The sequence below is a fragment of the Candidatus Pelagadaptatus aseana genome (assembly GCF_040362265.1).
GTDB lineage: Bacteria > Pseudomonadota > Gammaproteobacteria > Pseudomonadales > Cellvibrionaceae > Pelagadaptatus > Pelagadaptatus aseana.
Genome location: NZ_BAABNJ010000004.1, coordinates 254663 through 271838 on the forward strand (window position 1 = coordinate 254663; position 17176 = coordinate 271838).

Annotated in this window: 16 protein-coding genes and 1 pseudogene; 12 read left to right on the plus strand and 5 right to left on the minus strand. The window is 51.4% G+C overall.

Annotation, left to right across the window (positions count from 1 at the left end):
• Window positions 1-19: 19 nt before the first annotated feature.
• The 3 genes from tsaA to ACPXV9_RS07960 all read right to left on the minus strand — a co-directional run bounded on the left by tsaA (window position 20) and on the right by ACPXV9_RS07960 (window position 2118).
• Window positions 20-763 carry a tRNA (N6-threonylcarbamoyladenosine(37)-N6)-methyltransferase TrmO gene (tsaA, locus tag ACPXV9_RS07950; RefSeq protein WP_423895917.1) on the minus strand — a complete coding sequence of 248 codons (744 nt, stop codon included), beginning with the start codon at window positions 761-763 and terminating at the stop codon, window positions 20-22.
• 1 nt (window position 764) lies between these two features.
• Window positions 765-1490, minus strand: coding sequence for a UDP-2,3-diacylglucosamine diphosphatase (locus ACPXV9_RS07955; protein WP_423896040.1), 726 nt, complete (start codon window positions 1488-1490; stop codon window positions 765-767).
• 133 nt (window positions 1491-1623) lie between these two features.
• The gene (locus tag ACPXV9_RS07960; protein WP_423895918.1) at window positions 1624-2118 is read right to left on the minus strand and encodes a peptidylprolyl isomerase; all 495 of its coding nucleotides are present in this window, start codon (window positions 2116-2118) and stop codon (window positions 1624-1626) included.
• Between the two features lie 170 nt (window positions 2119-2288).
• Here ACPXV9_RS07960 and ACPXV9_RS07965 point away from each other — a divergent pair, with 170 nt between their 5' ends.
• From ACPXV9_RS07965 to ACPXV9_RS08005, 9 genes and pseudogenes are all read left to right on the plus strand, one after another.
• Window positions 2289-3962 carry a glutamine--tRNA ligase/YqeY domain fusion protein gene (locus ACPXV9_RS07965; RefSeq protein ID WP_423895919.1) on the plus strand — a complete coding sequence of 558 codons (1674 nt, stop codon included), beginning with the start codon at window positions 2289-2291 and terminating at the stop codon, window positions 3960-3962.
• Window positions 3963-3977: 15 nt separating this feature from the next.
• On the plus strand, window positions 3978-5354 hold the full coding sequence (cysS, locus tag ACPXV9_RS07970; RefSeq protein ID WP_423895920.1) for a cysteine--tRNA ligase: 1377 nt from the start codon (window positions 3978-3980) through the stop codon (window positions 5352-5354).
• A 41-nt stretch (window positions 5355-5395) separates the two neighbouring features.
• The gene (locus tag ACPXV9_RS07975) at window positions 5396-5773 is read left to right on the plus strand and encodes a carboxymuconolactone decarboxylase family protein (RefSeq protein WP_423895921.1); all 378 of its coding nucleotides are present in this window, start codon (window positions 5396-5398) and stop codon (window positions 5771-5773) included.
• Window positions 5774-5779: 6 nt separating this feature from the next.
• Window positions 5780-6757, plus strand: coding sequence for a porphobilinogen synthase (gene hemB / locus ACPXV9_RS07980; protein ID WP_423895922.1), 978 nt, complete (start codon window positions 5780-5782; stop codon window positions 6755-6757).
• 9 nt (window positions 6758-6766) lie between these two features.
• Window positions 6767-6937, plus strand: a complete 171-nt coding sequence (locus tag ACPXV9_RS07985; RefSeq protein ID WP_423895923.1) for a DUF3012 domain-containing protein — start codon at window positions 6767-6769, stop codon at window positions 6935-6937.
• A 118-nt stretch (window positions 6938-7055) separates the two neighbouring features.
• A complete protein-coding gene (locus ACPXV9_RS07990) occupies window positions 7056-7868 on the plus strand; it encodes an ion transporter (RefSeq protein WP_423895924.1) in 813 nt (270 codons plus the stop codon).
• Window positions 7869-7919: 51 nt separating this feature from the next.
• Entirely contained in the window at window positions 7920-8753 is an 834-nt protein-coding gene (locus ACPXV9_RS07995) for a class I SAM-dependent methyltransferase (protein WP_423895925.1), read from the plus strand.
• A gap of 339 nt (window positions 8754-9092) precedes the next feature.
• Window positions 9093-9515: pseudogene (locus ACPXV9_RS08000) on the plus strand (methyl-accepting chemotaxis protein); the annotation flags it as partial.
• Window positions 9516-9614: 99 nt separating this feature from the next.
• On the plus strand, window positions 9615-9935 hold the full coding sequence (locus ACPXV9_RS08005) for a CZB domain-containing protein (protein WP_423896041.1): 321 nt from the start codon (window positions 9615-9617) through the stop codon (window positions 9933-9935).
• A gap of 17 nt (window positions 9936-9952) precedes the next feature.
• Here the strand turns inward: ACPXV9_RS08005 and ACPXV9_RS08010 are convergent, their stop codons facing one another.
• Window positions 9953-10198, minus strand: coding sequence for a DUF2970 domain-containing protein (locus ACPXV9_RS08010; protein WP_423895926.1), 246 nt, complete (start codon window positions 10196-10198; stop codon window positions 9953-9955).
• A gap of 157 nt (window positions 10199-10355) precedes the next feature.
• Window positions 10356-14054 (minus strand): methionine synthase, encoded by a 3699-nt coding sequence (gene metH / locus ACPXV9_RS08015; protein ID WP_423895927.1) that lies wholly within the window; start codon window positions 14052-14054, stop codon window positions 10356-10358.
• Between the two features lie 262 nt (window positions 14055-14316).
• Here metH and nfuA point away from each other — a divergent pair, with 262 nt between their 5' ends.
• The 3 genes from nfuA (at window position 14317) to ACPXV9_RS08030 (ending at window position 16849) form a co-directional block, all read left to right on the plus strand.
• Entirely contained in the window at window positions 14317-14901 is a 585-nt protein-coding gene (nfuA, locus tag ACPXV9_RS08020; RefSeq protein WP_423895928.1) for a Fe-S biogenesis protein NfuA, read from the plus strand.
• 30 nt (window positions 14902-14931) lie between these two features.
• Window positions 14932-15426 carry a hypothetical protein gene (locus tag ACPXV9_RS08025; RefSeq protein ID WP_423895929.1) on the plus strand — a complete coding sequence of 165 codons (495 nt, stop codon included), beginning with the start codon at window positions 14932-14934 and terminating at the stop codon, window positions 15424-15426.
• An 85-nt stretch (window positions 15427-15511) separates the two neighbouring features.
• Window positions 15512-16849: a TolC family outer membrane protein gene (locus tag ACPXV9_RS08030; protein WP_423895930.1), complete on the plus strand. Its 1338-nt coding sequence runs from the start codon at window positions 15512-15514 to the stop codon at window positions 16847-16849.
• Window positions 16850-17176 lie beyond the last annotated feature (327 nt).

A 17176-nucleotide genomic window follows, 5' to 3' on the forward strand; every position in this document is an offset into this window, starting at 1 on the left:
ATTTTTATCAATAACAGCATCAGTCGATTTGGGTGATCTCTGTAACTTCAATGCAGGGCTCGAAAGCGCCGGGGGCGGCAGTATCAAAGCCTTGTTCCATCTGACTGTATTGCCATCGGATATTAAGAGTATAGAGGCTTATTCCATATTGTCTTTTTTGTTTGTCGGAATGGTAAGCCGGCTGGGGTTGTTGGCCCAGTACATCAATGATCAGTTGGCGCAGTTGGATAAAGTCACCGGCCGCCTTCTGCAGTTGGGGCTCTGCGGTGGCCGAAAAAATGACCGGGAGTCGCTCCGGGGCTGCGGTTGCGAAACCACCCTGGGCATTGCTCAGGCTGTCTGCGTAGGGCAGGTAGGGCTTGATGTCCAGAATGGGTGTGCCATTGAGCAGGTCGGCACCCTCAATGTGGATGCGCCAGCGCCCTTGATGGGATGAAATGCCCTTGAGCTTGAGTACGGATAATCCGATTGGATTGGGTCGGAATGGGCTGCGGCTGGCAAATACCCCCACTTTTTCATTGCCGCCCAGACGGGGTGGCCGCACCATGGGTTTCCAGTTGTCGCGCATGGCGTGATGGAAGACGAACACAACCCAGATGTGGGAGAAGTTCTCCAGGCCGCGAAGGATTTCTTCACGGTTGGCGTCACCCTGCAATTCGATATAGCTCTGGTCGCTGGTGACCAGCCCCGGTTGGCGGGGGATGGAAAATTTTTCCGGATAGGGTGTAGAAGCTGTGCCTATGGGGAAAAACTCATAGCTCATATCAAATCAGCTCTTGGCGCAGAGTCGGTGCTGAGTCCGCAGTGGCTTCTATCCACCAAAGCTTTTCACCCCAATCGCCGAGAACCATGCGCTCACCTTGCGTGTCACCCAGTTGCAGTGGATGCACATTCGGGCGGTGGGTGTGGCCATGGATCATCCGGGTGGCGCCGAGTTGATTCATGGTATTGACCACTTCTTCTGGTGTCACATCCATAATGTCTTCGGCTTTCATGCTGCTCATGCTTTTGCTTTGCTGGCGCAAGTGTTGGGCGATGGCGCGACGCTCGGCCAGAGGTTTTGCCAGCAGTTCGGTCTGCCAGGCCGGGGCGCGGGACATCTGGCGAAAGGCCATGTACTCCAGATCCTGGGTGCACAGACTGTCACCGTGCATCAAAACCGTGGGTATGCCATAGAGATCAATGACTGTCGGATCACTGAGCAGGGTGGCACCGGCTGCTTTGGCGAAATTATCACCGATCAAAAAGTCGCGGTTGCCGCACATAAAAAACAGCTGATGACCGCTGTCGCTGTATTCACGCAGCCATTTAATGATGTTCAGGACGTAGGGGGCATCATCGTCGTCGCCAATCCAGACCTCGAAAAAATCACCGAGAATATAGAGGGTGTCGGCTTCGAGGGCTTTACCGGTCATAAATTGCTGAAACGCCCGGGTGATATCCGGGCGTTCGGGGGTCAGATGCAGGTCGGAGATAAACAGGGTGGTCATAATCGATGGCTGGTATGGGATTTTGTCATTCTGAGGCATGCCATGCCGAAGAATCTCTTTAAGCAGGCGCTGCGCTGTGTGAGATCCCTCGTTCCTCGGGATGACAGGGAACGAGGACTCACGCTATCTCGATTCAGCCTTCAAGCGTTGCCTTCTCGATGACAACCGTCTCAACCGGCACGTCCTGATGGCCGCCGTGGAAACCGGTCTTTACACCTTTGATCTGGTTAACCACATCCATGCCTTCAACAACCTTGCCGAATACACAATAGCCCCAGCCCTGAGCGTTTTTGCCGGAGTGGTTGAGGAAATCATTGTCTTTCACATTGATAAAGAACTGGGCGGTAGCGCTGTGCGGATCCATGGTGCGGGCCATGGCGATGGTGCCATTATCGTTTTTCAGGCCGTTGTCGGCTTCGTTTTCAATGGCGTCACGAACGTCTTTTTGCTCCATGTCCGCAGTAAAACCACCACCCTGGATCATAAAGTTGTCGATCACACGGTGGAAAATGGTGCCATTGTAAAAGCCTTCTTCCACGTATTGCTTGAAATTGGCGGCGGTATTGGGGGCCTTGTCAAAGTCCAGCTCCAGTTTGATGTCGCCAAAATTAGTATGCAAAGTGATCATGTTGTATTCCTTTTGAGATGTTTACGCAGTCAGGCCGTGGCAGTTATGTCATAACCATGAAAAACTGCCGGAATAAGCCTCATATACCGCTGTCTAGAGCGTAACGAGGTGGCTATAATACACGATTTCCAAATTAACCAACCTACCAATTGGCCAAGTTTAGAACCCCTATGAGTGAAGCACCCAGCAAACCCTTGAATTTTCTTCAGCAGATCATCACCAAAGATCTGGACAGTGGTAACACCACCAAACTGATTACCCGTTTCCCGCCCGAGCCCAATGGCTACTTACACATCGGTCACGCCAAGTCGATATGTCTCAATTTCGGTTTGGCTGAAGATTTTGGTGGCCATTGTAATCTGCGTTTTGACGACACCAACCCTGCCAAAGAGGATATGGAGTACGTCGAGTCGATCCAGCGGGATGTCGAGTGGCTGGGTTTTCAATGGCCGGGTGAGGTGTGCTATGCCTCCAATTATTTTGATCAGTTTTATGAGTGGGCACTGCATCTGATCAAAGAGGGTAAAGCCTACGTTTGCCACCTGTCGCCGGAAGAGGCCAAGGAGTACCGCGGCTGGGCGACCAAGCCCGGTAAGGAGAGCCCCTACAGAAATCGCAGTGTGGAAGAAAACCTGAGCGAGTTTGAAAAGATGCGTGCCGGCGAGTACGAAGAGGGTGCCTGTTCCCTGCGAGCCAAGATTGATATGGCCAGCTCCAATATGAATTTGCGTGACCCCATTCTGTACCGCATTCGCAAGCAGGCTCATCACCAAACCGGTGACAAATGGTGCATTTATCCTTCCTATGATTTTGCTCACGGTCAGGGCGATGCCATTGAAGGGGTAACCCATTCCATCTGTACGCTCGAGTTTGCGGATCACAACCCGCTGTACCGCTGGTTTATCGAAAACCTGCCGGTGCCCAACAAGCCGGTGCAGTACGAGTTCGCTCGTCTGGAACTCAATTACACCATCACCTCAAAGCGTAAACTCAAGCAATTGGTGGATGAAGGGCATGTGGATGGTTGGGACGACCCACGTATGCCAACCATTTCCGGTATGCGTCGCCGCGGCTATGGCGCCGCCGCCATCCGCAATTTCTGCGAGATGATTGGCGTGACCCGTTCCGGCAGTACCATTGATATGGGGCAGCTGGAGTACTGCGTGCGCGACAGCCTCAATAGCGATGCGCCGCGTGCCATGTGTGTGATGAATCCGCTCAGAGTGGTGATCACCAATCTGAGCGAATCACAGACCATGACGCAGCCCGTCCACCCCAACCGCGAGGACATGGGGCAACGCGATTTGCCGTTTGACCGCGAGTTGTATATTGATCGCGCCGACTTTAACGAAGACAACAGCCTCTCGCGCAAGAAGTTCAAGCGTCTGGTGGCCGGTGAATACGTACGTCTGCGCGGTGCCTATGTGATCAAACACGAAGACACCATCAAAGATGAGGCCGGAGAAATAACCGAAATTCATTGTTCTCTGGTGGAGGGCACCGTGGGTGAGAATCCGCCGGAAGGCATTCGTCCGCGCGGCGTGATCCACTGGGTTTCGGCCGCTAACAGCATCGATTGTGAGGTGCGTCTTTACGATCGTCTGTTTAATGACGAGGCACCCGATGCCGGCGATAAGAACTTTCTCGATTGTCTCAACCCGGAATCTCTGACCGTGGTGACCGGTTGTAAAGCCGAGCAATCCCTGGCTAATGCCGAACCGGAGGTGAGTTATCAATTTGAGCGCGAAGGTTACTTCTGTCTCGACAGCAAGCACTCCGAAGACGGCAAGGTAGTGTTTAATCGTGCCATCGGCCTCAAAGATAACTGGGCAAGCAAAGTTTAAAGAGTTGAATAAAGAATGAGTTTAACGGTTTACAACACCCAGACCCGTCAGAAGGAAGCCTTTCAGCCGCTGGAAGACAACAAGGTCAAAATGTACGTGTGTGGTCCCACGGTTTATAACTTGGTGCACATTGGCAACGCTCGCCCGGTGGTGGTTTTCGATACCCTGTTTCGGGTGTTGCAAAGCGAGTACGACGAGGTGATCTACGCCCGCAATATCACCGATATTGACGACAAAATCATGAAGGCCGCGGCAGAAAATGGAGAGCCCATTTCCCAGCTGGCAGCGCGCTACGCCGAAGAGTTTGAAGCCGATATGGATCAGCTTAATAACCTGCGGCCAACCATCGTGCCTTACGCCACCGATCATGTGCCCAATATGATCGATATGGTGCAGCGCCTGGTGGATAAGGGGCACGCCTATGAGGCCGAAGGGCATGTGTTGTTTGCGGTCCAGTCTATGGCAGATTACGGCAAGCTCTCCAATCGTTCGCTGGAAGATATGCTCGACGGTGCTCGCGTGGAAGTAGCCCCCTACAAGAAATACGCCGGTGACTTTGTGCTGTGGAAGCCTTCTTCTGAAGATGAGCCCGGTTGGGAAAGTCCCTGGGGTTACGGTCGTCCTGGCTGGCACCTGGAGTGCTCGGCCATGATTGAAGCCCATCTGGGTGAGACCATCGATATCCACGGTGGCGGTCGCGATCTGGTGTTTCCTCATCACGAGAACGAAGTGGCACAGAGCTGCTGTGCCCACGACGGCAAAGAATATGTGCGCTACTGGATGCACAATGGCTACATCAATATCGGCGGCGAGAAGATGTCCAAATCACTGGGCAACTTCCGCACCGTGCGCGAACTGCTGGGAGAATACAAAGGCGAGGTGATTCGCTGTGCGCTTCTGTCTGCCCAATACCGCTCCGAGATGGACTTCTCGGTTGATCTGCTGGAAGAGACTAAATCCCGTCTCGATTCTTTCTATGCGGCTTTGCGTGATGTCAAAGATGTGGAGAGCGTCGAGGTGGATGTCAAAGATCAAGCATTTTACAAGGCACTGCTGGACGATTTGAACACTCCCATTGCTCTGGGTGAGTTACGTGATATTGCCCGTGACCTGAACAAGGCCGATGAGGCTGATAAGCCGCGGCTGAAGTCTCTGTTGCTGAAAGGTGGCGAGTTGATGGGATTGTTACAGCAGGATGCCGAAAGTTGGTTTACTGAGACTGCCGGTGATGAAGGTATTTCTGCCGAAGAGATCGAAGCGCTGATCGCCGAACGTCAGCAATCCAAACTGGATAAAAACTACGCTCGCGCTGACGAAATCCGCGAGGAGTTAAAAGCTCAGGGTGTGGTTTTGGAAGATTCCCGAGAGGGCACCAAATGGCGTCGCGAGTAAGCAACGCCATTTAAGGTAAACAAAGAGTTGAGGAGAGAATAATGGGGTTGGAAGATCGCAAAGCCGGTGAACAGGTTCGCCGCGAAGTAATGAGCGACGAGTTTGTGGATCGCGCCCTGAATAACGCCGACGAATTCGACCAGCCACTGCAGGATCTGGTGATGGAGAATGCCTGGGGCGGGCCCTGGACCCGCGATGATCTGCCTCGCAGTACCCGCAGTCTGATCACCATCGCCATGCTGGTAGCCTTGCGTGCCTCAAATGAATTGAAAGGTCATGTGCGTGGTGCGTTGCGCAATGGTTGCAGCAAGGAAGAAATCCGTGCGGTGATTCTTCATGCCTCGGCCTACTGTGGCTTTCCGGCATCCATTGAAGCCATGCGCTCGGCTCGTGAAATTATTGATAACTGGGAAGATTAAATTCTTATGTCCAACACCATTACCCCGGAATTTCGTTTTCGTCGCTTAAGAAGAACGCCGGCACTGCGCAGTCTGGTTCGAGAAAATCAGCTGAGCATGAACGATTTTATTATGCCGATCTTTGTGGAAGAGGGTATCGACCAGCCGGTCGCTATTGATTCCATGCCCGGTGTGGTGCGCTACCCGGAATCGCAATTGGCCGAAACCGTTCAGCGTGCCTGGAGCAAGGGCATCAAAGCGGTATTGTTGTTTGGTGTATCCACTCATAAAGATGCCTGCGGTTCCGATACCTGGAACCCTGAAGGTTTGATGGCGCGGATTATTCGCACGGCCAAGCAGGCTCAACCAGAGATGTTGGTGGTCAGTGACAATTGTTTCTGTGAGTACACGGTACACGGTCACTGTGGTGTGGTGGCTGAAAATGATGTGGACAACGACCCAACTCTGGCCAATTTGCAAAAACAGGTATTGGTCGCTGCTCAGGCCGGCGTGGATGTGATTGCGCCATCGGGCATGATGGATGGCATGATTGCCGCCATTCGGCAGGTACTTGACGAAAATGGCTACAGCCATATTCCGGTGATGTCTTACTCCACCAAGTTTGCCTCGGCCTACTATGGCCCATTTCGCGATGCGGTAGATAGCACCTTCAAAGGCACTCGCGACAGCTATCAGATGGACCCGGCCAATGGCCGTGAGGCGCTGGCAGAGTCCATGCAGGACGAACTGGAGGGCGCCGATATTCTGATGGTCAAACCCGGTATTGCCTATCTGGATGTGATTGCCAGCATCCGCGCCAATTCCGAACGACCTCTGGCGGTCTATCACGTCAGTGGTGAGTACGCGATGCTCAAAGCCGGTGCCGCTGCAGGAGTGATTGATGAAAAAGCTGTGGTGCTGGAAACCATGATGGCTTTTAAGCGGGCTGGCTGCGATTTGATTATCAGCTACTATGCTGAACAGATGGCCGAGTGGCTTAACTAGGAGACAATAATGACAATCATAAGCAAAAGTTTGGCATTGATCGCTGCGGTTCTGTTGTTGGCAGCCTGTGCCCCTGAAGTTGGCAGTGACAAGTGGTGCTCTATGCTTAAAGACAAGCCCAAAGGCGACTGGACGGCTAATGAAGCCACGGATTTTGCCAAGCATTGTGTCTTTAAATAAGATCTCGTTAGAAATAGCGCGATCCTATTGCATTGATCTGATAACAATTTAAGTGAAAAACCAAAGCCGGATTCATCCGGCTTTGTTGTGTCTGATAATCCACTGTTTGAGTTAAATCATGTCTGAAGTTACTAACGACAAACTCCAAAATGCCTTTTTTAAGCTCCGCTCCAATAAGTTGTTTGAGCTGTTTGTGATCGGCATCATTATTTTCTCGGCTCTAGTAATCGGTGTGAAAACCTACGAACTGCCGGAGGGCCTGATCAGTGTTGTGGCGATACTGGATTGGACCATCACCATTTTCTTTCTGGTTGAGATCATCATCCGCTTTATTGGTGAGCCGGATAAAAAGCGCTTCTTTCATCATGGTTGGAATGTGTTCGACACCTTAATTGTGGTGATGAGCCTGGTGCCTATTGAAGACAGTGAGATGGCTCTGATCGGTCGGTTGATCCGAATCTTCCGGGTGCTGCGTATGGTATCCATCATCCCCGAGTTAAGGATGCTGCTCAATTCTCTGCTTAAGGCGCTGCCGCAACTGGGCTATGTGATGTTGATGATGTTTATCATCTTCTATATTTACGCAGCTGTAGGCAGTACTTTCTTTGCCAGCATCAATCCGGACTTGTGGGGTGATATCGCGGTCAGCTTGCTGACTCTGTTTCGGGTTATGACGTTCGAAGATTGGACAGACGTTATGTACGAGACCATGGAGGTTTATGGCTTCAGCTGGGCGTACTACCTGACGTTTATCTTTTTTACCGCGTTTGCGTTCCTCAATATGGTGATCGGTATTGTGGTCAGCGTAATGGAAGAGGAGCACCAGCAAATGGCCAAAGAAGAGGCAGAGTTGGCAGGAGAGCCTACTTTGAAAGACATTCAGGCAGAGATTGCTGAATTGAAGCAATTACTGCAGTCGAAAACCGGTTGATTGAAAAAAGCGATTAATCGAACAAAACGAATAACAGTCAGGAGCGACACGATGAATCTACGACAGTTAATGGGCTTGGGTATTTTCCTTACAGCGTTCACTGCGGTTGCTGACGATAACCGGCTGCAAACGGTGCTGGCCAGTCAGACCCCTGAAGTGCAGTCCCGGTACCCCTATCGTCACCCGCAACAAACCCTTGAATTCTTTGATGTGAAGCCCGAGATGACCGTGGTGGAAGTGTTGCCCGGCCGTGGTTGGTACAGCAAAATTTTAATGGCTTATCTCGGACCTGAAGGCCATTTGATTGGTGCTGATTACTCCATTGATCTGTTGCGCAACTTCAGTTTTTTCAGTGAGCAGATGCTGCAAAATAAACTGAACTGGACCTCACAGTGGCCTAAAAAGGCACGTAGTTGGGTGGCTGACGGCGCTGAGGTCAGTGGTTTTCAGTTTGGTTCGATGCCCGCTGAACTTAACTCGACGGCTGATCGAGTGCTGTTTATTCGTGCCATGCATAACCTCAACCGATTTGATCCTGCCTATCTGAAAGCTGCATTGGCAGAGTCTTTTATGGCGCTCAAATCTGGCGGTATTTTGGGGATCGTTCAGCATCAGGCCAGTGAAACCAAAAGTGATGAATGGGCCAATGGCTCGCGGGGTTACCTCAAACAATCCTATGTGATTGAGCAAGCCGAACTGGCTGGCTTTACGTTTATCGAAGCCAGCGACATCAATCACAATGCGCAGGATCAGCCGGGTGCCGATGAGGTGGTCTGGCGTTTGCCTCCTTCGCTCAGGGGAAGCAAAGACAACCCGGAATACCGAGCAAAGATGATTGCCATTGGTGAATCCAATCGCATGACCTTGAAGTTCAGCAAGCCATAGTTCAGCAAACCATAGTTCGGATTTTATATATTTGGGTGCAGAACGTGCCCGATCGGCCGATAGTTATTCGACTGTCGTTTGAATCATTTTGGAGAAAAATTAACGATGTTTTGGGGAAAGCAACAGGAAGTGGATCGGTTAGAAGCCCGGTGTCAGGTTTTGGAATCCGAGAAGCAGGAGCTAATGGCTCAGGTTGAGACACTCAGGAATAGGATTGTCGAACTTGAGGCCGAGCCGGAAGTGGACGATTTTTCCCATCAGAGGATTGATTTGTTACTGCGCAGTTTTGGCGGTCTGGGTGAGGTGCGCGAAACGGTTGCCAGCCTTTCGGAATCGATGATGGCTCAGCGGGATCGCATTACGCAAACCGGCGTTGTCTACGATCAGGCTGTAAGCACCTTGTCTCGCATTGATACCGATCTCAACGATGTGGCCGAAAAAGCCAGTATCAGTCATCAGAGTATCTCCAAATTAAAAGGTGTGGCTTCCGAAATTACCCAATTTGTTGGTGCCATCAACAATATTTCCGAGCAGACCAATCTGCTGGCGTTAAATGCCGCTATTGAAGCGGCCCGCGCCGGCGAGCAGGGTCGTGGTTTCGCGGTGGTGGCCGATGAAGTGAGGACTCTGGCGCAGCGCGCCAGTCAGGCCAGCAGTGAAATTTCTACCTTGGTGGCTCAGATTGATGACGATATCGAGCAGACCGATAAGCACATCACCGAAACCCATGAAACCTGTGTCAGCCTTTGTGAAGAGGCGGGGCAGGGCATGCAGGCCATTGAGAGTGTCATCGATTTGTCCCGTGATATGTCTGCCAGTATTCAGGCCAATGCCGATCTCGGGTTTATCGAGACGGTTAAAATGGATCACCTTGCCTGGAAGTCCAGTATATATAAAGCCGCAATTACGGGGCGCGGAAATCCCGCTGACTTTGCCGACCACACCATGTGCCGTCTCGGTAAATGGTACTACCAGGGGGAAGGGGCTGAGCACTACAATCGCAGTCATGCCTTCCAGTCTCTTGAGGCGCCGCATGCGGCGGTTCATTCCAGCGGATTGGATGCCTTGCAGTTTGAGATTGATGGCGATAACCACACAGCTCATAAGCGCTTTGTGGATATGGAGGATGCCAGTGATCGCGTGATCGGCTGTCTGGATCAGTTGGCCAGAGAGATTCAATAATAATCCAATAAGAGTTCTTAGTGGTTAGCCAGCACGGCTGAAACCACTGCGGCTACCACGACAATAAAGATTATGGTGAATATCAGGCCCGAGGCTATATAGATCCAGATATTGCCTTTGTTGAAATCTCGCTGGTAGTTCTTTTCGCTTTGAACACCAAAAGCAGCTGCGATGGTGCTGAGAATGATTGCAAAAAAGCCCGGGCTCTTTTCCCTGTTGGGATCAGAGTCCGGGCTTTTTTTATGGTCGGCGTCCTTGCTCATGGTATCTCTACTTATGTCATTCCGAACGAATATAGCCGTCATCCCTAAGGAATACCGCCGTCATCCCGAACGAATGTGAGGGATCTCCTGCGGAATATTCGAGACTCTTGATAGAGATCCCTCGTTTGCACTCGGGATGACATCCATCAAAAGGGATTTAATCATCATACCCCAAAACAGGCTGTAGCCAACGCTCGATTTCAGCCAGCTCCATGCCTTTGCGTTGCGCCAGAGATTCGACCTGATCCTTCTGGATTTTGCCGGTATTGAAGTACTTGGACTCCGGGTGGGAGTAATACCAACCGGATACCGAGGCCGCAGGCATCATGGCAAAGTGTTCTGTGAGTTCAATACCGATGCTTTGCTGAGCGTTCAGAAGCTTGAACAGCGTGGCCTTTTCGGTGTGATCCGGGCAGGCGGGGTAGCCGGGGGCCGGGCGAATGCCGCTGTATTGCTCTTTGATCAGGGCTTCGTTGTCAAAACTTTCATCGGCCGCATAACCCCAATACTCTTTGCGCACACGCTCGTGCATGTGCTCGGCAAAAGCTTCCGCCAGTCGATCCGCCAGTGCCTTGACCATGATGCTGTTGTAATCGTCATGGGCTTCGTCATAGCGTTTGGCCAGCTCTTCGGCACCGGTGATGGTAACCGCAAAGCCACCCTGATAGTCGCTTGCCAGACCTGCGGGGGCGACAAAATCAGCGAGTGACATATTCACGGGAACCGCACCGGGTTTCTGGGTTTGCTGGCGAATATGGTGCAGGGTTGCGATTTCATTTTGACGGTCGTCATCGCCATAAATGGCAATGTCATCGCCGTTGGTGCGATTAGCCGGCCAGAAGCCGATGGTGGCTTTGGCTTGCAGCAACTTGTCGGCTACGATCTCCTGAAGCATGGATTGGGCATCATTAAACAGGCTGGTTGCTGCTTCACCTACCGTGTCATCGTTCAGAATTTTCGGGTATTTGCCCACCAAATCCCAGGTGATGAAGAATGGGGTCCAGTCGATGTAATCGATTAATTCTTCCAGTGGGTAATCGTCAAATACTTGAGTGCCGGTAAAGGCCGGTTTGGGGGGCGTATAGTTGTCCCAGTCCAGCTTCAGGCCTTTCTCGATGGCGTCCGGGTAGGTCAGGGTGGTGCCCCGGGCTTTGCGGTTGGCGTTGCGTTCGCGCACCGTAACGTACTCGGCTTTGGTGGCGTTAACAAAATCATCGCGAAGCTCATCAGACAGCAAAGAACTGGCAACGCTGACTGCCCGTGAGGCATCGGCCACATAAGTCGCTTGATTGAGATCGAACTGTGGGTCGATTTTTACCGCGGTGTGAGCCTTGGATGTGGTGGCACCACCAATCAACAGGGGTTTGTTGATGCCCTGACGCTGCATTTCTTTTGCGACCGTCACCATTTCGTCCAGTGACGGTGTGATCAGACCGGACAGGCCAATGATGTCACAATCGTTTTCAACCGCTTCTTTAAGAATGGTCTCACAGGGAACCATCACACCGAGATCGATGACTTCATAGTTGTTGCACTGCAGTACCACGCCCACAATGTTTTTGCCGATGTCATGAACATCGCCTTTCACAGTAGCCATAAGAATCCGGCCATTGGACTCGCTGCCCTCGGTTTTCTCAGCTTCAATATAGGGCTGCAAGTAAGCTACGGCCTGCTTCATGACCCGGGCGGATTTGACCACCTGAGGCAGGAACATCTTGCCTTCACCAAACAGATCGCCGACAACGTTCATGCCGTCCATCAGCGGGCCTTCGATGACATCCAGTGGGCGGGTTGCGCCTTGCCGGGCGGTTTCGGTGTCTTCTTCAATAAATGTGGTGATGCCTTTGACCAGAGCATGCTCGAGTCGTTTGGTCACCTCCCAGCTGCGCCACTCCTCATCTTCTTTGGTTGCACCGGCAGAGCCATCGCCACGGTACTGATCGGCAATGGCAAGCAGGGCTTCGGTGGCTTCATCGGAGGTGTTGAGTACCACGTCTTCCACTTTCAGGCGCAGTTCTTCGGGCAGATCGTCATAGACCGCCAGCTGACCGGCGTTAACGATGCCCATGTTCAGACCGGCTTTAATGGCGTGATACAGAAATACCGAGTGAATGGCTTCACGTACCGGGTTATTGCCGCGGAAAGAGAAAGACACGTTGGATACCCCGCCGGAAACACCGGCATGCGGCAGGTTCTCACGAATCCAGCGGCTGGCTTCGATAAAGTCGACAGCGTAGTTGTTGTGTTCATCGATACCGGTGGCGACGGCAAAGATATTGGGGTCAAAGATGATATCGGCCGGGTTAAAGCCCACCTTATCAACCAGCACTCGATAGGAGCGCTCACAGATTTCGATCTTGCGCTCTTTGGTGTCGGCCTGACCGGTCTCGTCAAAGGCCATCACAATCACGGCTGCCCCGTATTTCAGGCACAAATTGGCCTTTTCGATAAATTCTTCTTCACCTTCCTTGAGGCTGATGGAATTCACTACGGGCTTGCCCTGGATGCATTTCAGGCCGGCCTCGATCACTTCCCACTTGGAGGAGTCGACCATAATGGGTACACGGGCGATATCCGGTTCACTGGCGATCAGATTACAGAAGCGCACCATGGCGGCTTCACCATCGAGCATGCCTTCATCCATGTTGATGTCGATGATTTGGGCACCGTTTTCCACCTGTTCCTGAGCGACTTCCAGAGCGGTGTCATAGTCCTCTTCGATGATCAGGCGCTTAAAGCGGGCAGAGCCGGTGACATTGCAGCGTTCGCCAACGTTAACAAACAGTGAATCTTTCTCAATATTGAACGGCTCGAGACCAGACAGACGACAAGCGGGCTCAATATCCGGCAGTTTGCGCGGTGCGTGTTTGGCAACACTGTCGGCAATGGCTTTGATGTGGCCGGGAGTGGTACCACAGCACCCCCCCATAATATTAACGAAACCACTGGCCGCAAATTCCTCAACGATTTCGGCCATCTGTTCCGGTGTTTCATCGTATTCGCCAAATTCGTTGGGCAGACCGGCGTTGGGGTGAGCGGATACATGGCACTCGGCAATACGGGATAATTCCTGAACGTACTGACGCAATTCTTTGGCGCCCAGCGCACAGTTCAAGCCGATGGAAATGGGCTTGGCGTGGGCCAGAGCGTTATAAAAAGCTTCCGTAGTTTGGCCCGAAAGGGTGCGGCCCGAGGCATCGGTGATGGTGCCTGAGATCATAATGGGCAATTCGATACCATTACGCTCAAAGTAGTCTTTAACAGCGAAAACGGCGGCTTTGGCGTTCAACGTGTCAAAAATGGTTTCGATCAGGATAAAGTCAGCACCACCTTTTACCAGACCATCGGTGGCTTCCAGATAGTTTTCCACCAGCTCGTCGAAGGTGACGTTGCGTGCACCGGGATCATTAACGTCCGGTGAAATGGAGCAGGTGCGACTGGTCGGCCCCAGAACACCAGCCACATAGCGAGGCTTGCTGGGATCTTTAGCCGTCACGGCATCAGCCGCTTCACGAGCCAGGCGAGTAGAAGCCAAATTGATCTCAAAGGCCAGGTCCTGCATCTCGTAGTCGGCCATCGAAATCTGGGTGGCGTTGAAGGTGTTGGTCTCAACAATGTCGGCACCGGCTTCGAGATAGGCGGTGTGGATTTCACGAATGATATCGGGTTGGGTGATGGACAGCAGATCGTTGTTGCCTGCGATATCCATGTGATAGTCCGCAAAACGTTCGCCACGGTAGTCGGCTTCCTGAAGCTGATAAGCCTGAATCATGGTGCCCATGCCGCCATCGAGAATCATGATGCGGTCTTTTAATATGTTGTGTATCTGGGCGAGGCGTTGGCTGCGGTCTGACATCTGTAAAACTCGAGTTGGAAAACATTAATTAAAAACACTGATAAGGGCGCATTTTAATCTATATCAAAATATTTTGATATAGGTTTGTTCGCCCGTATTTTGGCGGGATATTCTACAGGAATTGTTCAGTCTTGCAGAAGCTCGTCAATACCTATGTTTTATGGGGTCTTATTCGGAAAAGCCGCAATAAATGAAGGTTTTTATACCTGAGTAAAACGCTGTAGAATAAGGTCGTTTTGTAAATTTCTAGGATTATCCGTTCATGGTAAACGTCACTATTACCGAATCGGCTCAGGAGTATCTGGGCGAACTGTTGGCCAAGCAAGATTGTGAAGGCATTGGTATCCGTATGTTTGTGGCTAATCCCGGTACGCCTCAGGCGGAAACCTGTATTGCTTACAGCCGCCCCGGAGAGGAGCAGGAAGGCGATATTCGCGTCGAATTCAATGGCTTTGCGGCCCATTTTGAAGAGCGCAGTGTGCCGTTTCTCGAAGATGCCAAGGTCGATTACAACGCCGACCGTATGGGTGGCCAGCTGACCATACGTGCGCCTAATTCCAAGATGCCACAAGTCAGCGATGACAGCCCGGTTGAAGACCGCATCAACTATGTACTTTACAACGATGTAAACCCCGGTCTGGCGGCTCATGGTGGTAATGTCACACTGAAAACCTTTACCGAAGAAGGTTTTGCCATTCTGGAATTTGGCGGCGGCTGTCAGGGTTGTAGTGCGGTGGATGTCACACTGAAAGAAGGGGTCGAAAAAACCCTGATGGAGAAGGTTCCGGAAGTTACCGGAGTCCGTGATGTCACTGATCATACCGATACTTCACACGCCTATTTCTAAGGTGTACTGATCTTTCTGCTGGAGCAGAACATGAGCACATTTCAGCGCTGGGTGATTGTTCTGCTGCTGGCCAATTTGGCGGCTACTGTGTATTTCGGGTTGACTCAGCCCGATTCCTCTTCTGATTTTTCTGAGCAGTCTGATAAGACGGCTGAATTGCCGGTGGTTGTCAGCGGTGTTGTTCGAGATCGATGGTTCAACCAGTTTCGTGAGGCTTTCAATCGGGAAGATTTCGATGCCGTATACGATATGTTCAGTCCGGCTGCGCAGGCTCGAATTGATAAGGCTGACATGTATTCTGAGTTGCGCCGGCTTAAGAAAGCGTTTTATCAGCTTAAGCCCGATGGTGCCTATTCTCATTCAGAGTTTGTAAAAAATTTGGGTGATGCCCAGGTTTACACATTGTTTTATAACGTCAGTTTTTCGGAGCGCAGTGAATTTGGCTCCAGTGGTACTTTAAAAATAACCATTGCCGTTCAAGGGGATCGATTGCAGGTTTTAGGTATACACCTGATGAGCAATTAAATACTCGAATGGGGTATGCATTTTGGCTGAATCTGGTCTATAAATGAGCACCCATGAACGCACAGTCAGTAACAGGGAGAGGGACATGAAGTGGTTGGTTAATGGTTTGGCTGCAGGCGCTTTGCTGATAGGGCATTCTGCCGGGGCGGAAAATCTGTTGCAGATCCTCGATAAAGCCAAGCTTGCAGATCCACAGTTTCTTGGTGCCGGGTTTGAGCGTGAGGCGGTAGGAGAGTCGGTCAAGCAGGCGCGTGCCAGATTATTGCCGGGTATCACCTATTCCCTTGAGCAAATGGATTCCGATCAGAATATCATCCAGACCCCTAACGATGTATTCGGTTCCGGGCAGCAGGATTTCGAAACCGATACCGATACTCTGACCCTGTCGCAGTCGATTTTTAATTATGAGTACTGGATGCGTTATGGGCAGGCCAAAGTGGCTCGAACCCGGGCGGACTTTGAGTTTGAAAAAGCCTATCAAGATCTGTTGCTGCGTGTTGGTGAAACCTATTTCGAATTGCTCAAAGCTCGAGAGCAGTTGTCATCCATTGCGGCTGAGAAAAAAGCCTTAGAAGGGCATCTGAATTACGCCAAGAAAAGCTTTGACGCTGGTCTGGGTCGTGAGGCTGAATATCAGGATGCCCGGGCTCGCTATTTGTCTTCGGTTGCGCAGGAAGTTGAATATCAACGCCTCTATGGGGATGCCCGCTATGCCATGCTGGAGATAATCGGCCATTTACCTGAGCGACTCGAGGGAATGCAGCGGGATTTGCCGTTGATATCTCCGGAGCCTGCCAGTTCAGAGGATTGGGTCAATCGAGGTCTGGAGTCCAACCCTGATGTCAAGGTGGCGCAGGAACAGTTGCAGGAAGCCCGATATGAAATCAGGGCTCAGAATGCTGGTCATTTTCCAACCCTGTCGCTGGTGATTCAGGATTACACTCAGGAGTCCGGCGGCTCACTGTATGGGGGGCAAAATGAAATCGAGCAGCAAGATGTAATGCTGACTCTGGATGTGCCCATTTATCAGGGGGGGGCTGTTTCTTCCCGCAAGCGCGAAGCCGTAAAACGGATGCATAAGGCTCAGGAAGATCTGACCCAGGTAAAACGCGGTGTTGAAAATCAGGCGCAATCCGCCTATCACGGCGTGGTGGCCAATATCGCTCAGATCAAGGCGTTGGAACAGACCGTGGTGGCACAGCAGGCTGTGCTGGATAATCGTGAGCGGGGTTTTCAGTCGGGTTTGTACGGCATGATTGCGGTTTTGGATGCCCAACAGGATCTTGCGATGGCGCAAATGAATTACATTACGGCTCGCAATGATTATGCAATCAATTTTATTCGACTAAAGCGTGCCGCTGGCGTGTTAATCGATGCGGATTTGTCGCAGGTTAATGGCTGGCTCGAGGCTTCGGCCAAATAATCTTAACCATTTGTTTTTAAAGGTTTTTATCAAGGGGTGCCAGTGGCACCCCTTGTTGTTTCTGAAAGGGTATTTTTTTAGTCAAAAAAGATCCAAAAACACCCCCCATGTAGGGGGGGTGAAAATAGGTAATCGCTGGCACCTGATTTAACATTATTGGTGGCCAAAATCGTCTATCTCTAATTGAGTTTCAATCAATTGATACCTGAGCCACCTCTGGGGAGGGGTGGGGTAACCAGATTTAAGCATAAGAGCTGACGAGCTCGATTGCCTGGTTAGGGATGTTTGATTAAACGTATACGAAAAGCACTGTTATTAGGTGATGTT

Bases quoted from the DNA above. Each gene is read 5' to 3' on its own strand.
- hemB (WP_423895922.1), top strand. From the start codon at position 5,780: ATGTCCAACACCATTACCCCGGAATTTCGTTTTCGTCGCTTAAGAAGA.
- nfuA (WP_423895928.1), top strand. From the start codon at position 14,317: ATGGTAAACGTCACTATTACCGAATCGGCTCAGGAGTATCTGGGCGAA.
- ACPXV9_RS07985 (WP_423895923.1), top strand. From the start codon at position 6,767: ATGACAATCATAAGCAAAAGTTTGGCATTGATCGCTGCGGTTCTGTTG.
- ACPXV9_RS08010 (WP_423895926.1), bottom strand. From the start codon at position 10,198: ATGAGCAAGGACGCCGACCATAAAAAAAGCCCGGACTCTGATCCCAAC.
- ACPXV9_RS08025 (WP_423895929.1), top strand. From the start codon at position 14,932: ATGAGCACATTTCAGCGCTGGGTGATTGTTCTGCTGCTGGCCAATTTG.
- ACPXV9_RS07990 (WP_423895924.1), top strand. From the start codon at position 7,056: ATGTCTGAAGTTACTAACGACAAACTCCAAAATGCCTTTTTTAAGCTC.
- ACPXV9_RS07965 (WP_423895919.1), top strand. From the start codon at position 2,289: ATGAGTGAAGCACCCAGCAAACCCTTGAATTTTCTTCAGCAGATCATC.
- ACPXV9_RS07960 (WP_423895918.1), bottom strand. From the start codon at position 2,118: ATGATCACTTTGCATACTAATTTTGGCGACATCAAACTGGAGCTGGAC.
- ACPXV9_RS07975 (WP_423895921.1), top strand. From the start codon at position 5,396: ATGGGGTTGGAAGATCGCAAAGCCGGTGAACAGGTTCGCCGCGAAGTA.
- tsaA (WP_423895917.1), bottom strand. From the start codon at position 763: ATGAGCTATGAGTTTTTCCCCATAGGCACAGCTTCTACACCCTATCCG.
- ACPXV9_RS08005 (WP_423896041.1), top strand. From the start codon at position 9,615: ATGGATCACCTTGCCTGGAAGTCCAGTATATATAAAGCCGCAATTACG.
- ACPXV9_RS07955 (WP_423896040.1), bottom strand. From the start codon at position 1,490: ATGACCACCCTGTTTATCTCCGACCTGCATCTGACCCCCGAACGCCCG.
- cysS (WP_423895920.1), top strand. From the start codon at position 3,978: ATGAGTTTAACGGTTTACAACACCCAGACCCGTCAGAAGGAAGCCTTT.
- metH (WP_423895927.1), bottom strand. From the start codon at position 14,054: ATGTCAGACCGCAGCCAACGCCTCGCCCAGATACACAACATATTAAAA.
- ACPXV9_RS07995 (WP_423895925.1), top strand. From the start codon at position 7,920: ATGAATCTACGACAGTTAATGGGCTTGGGTATTTTCCTTACAGCGTTC.
- ACPXV9_RS08030 (WP_423895930.1), top strand. From the start codon at position 15,512: ATGAAGTGGTTGGTTAATGGTTTGGCTGCAGGCGCTTTGCTGATAGGG.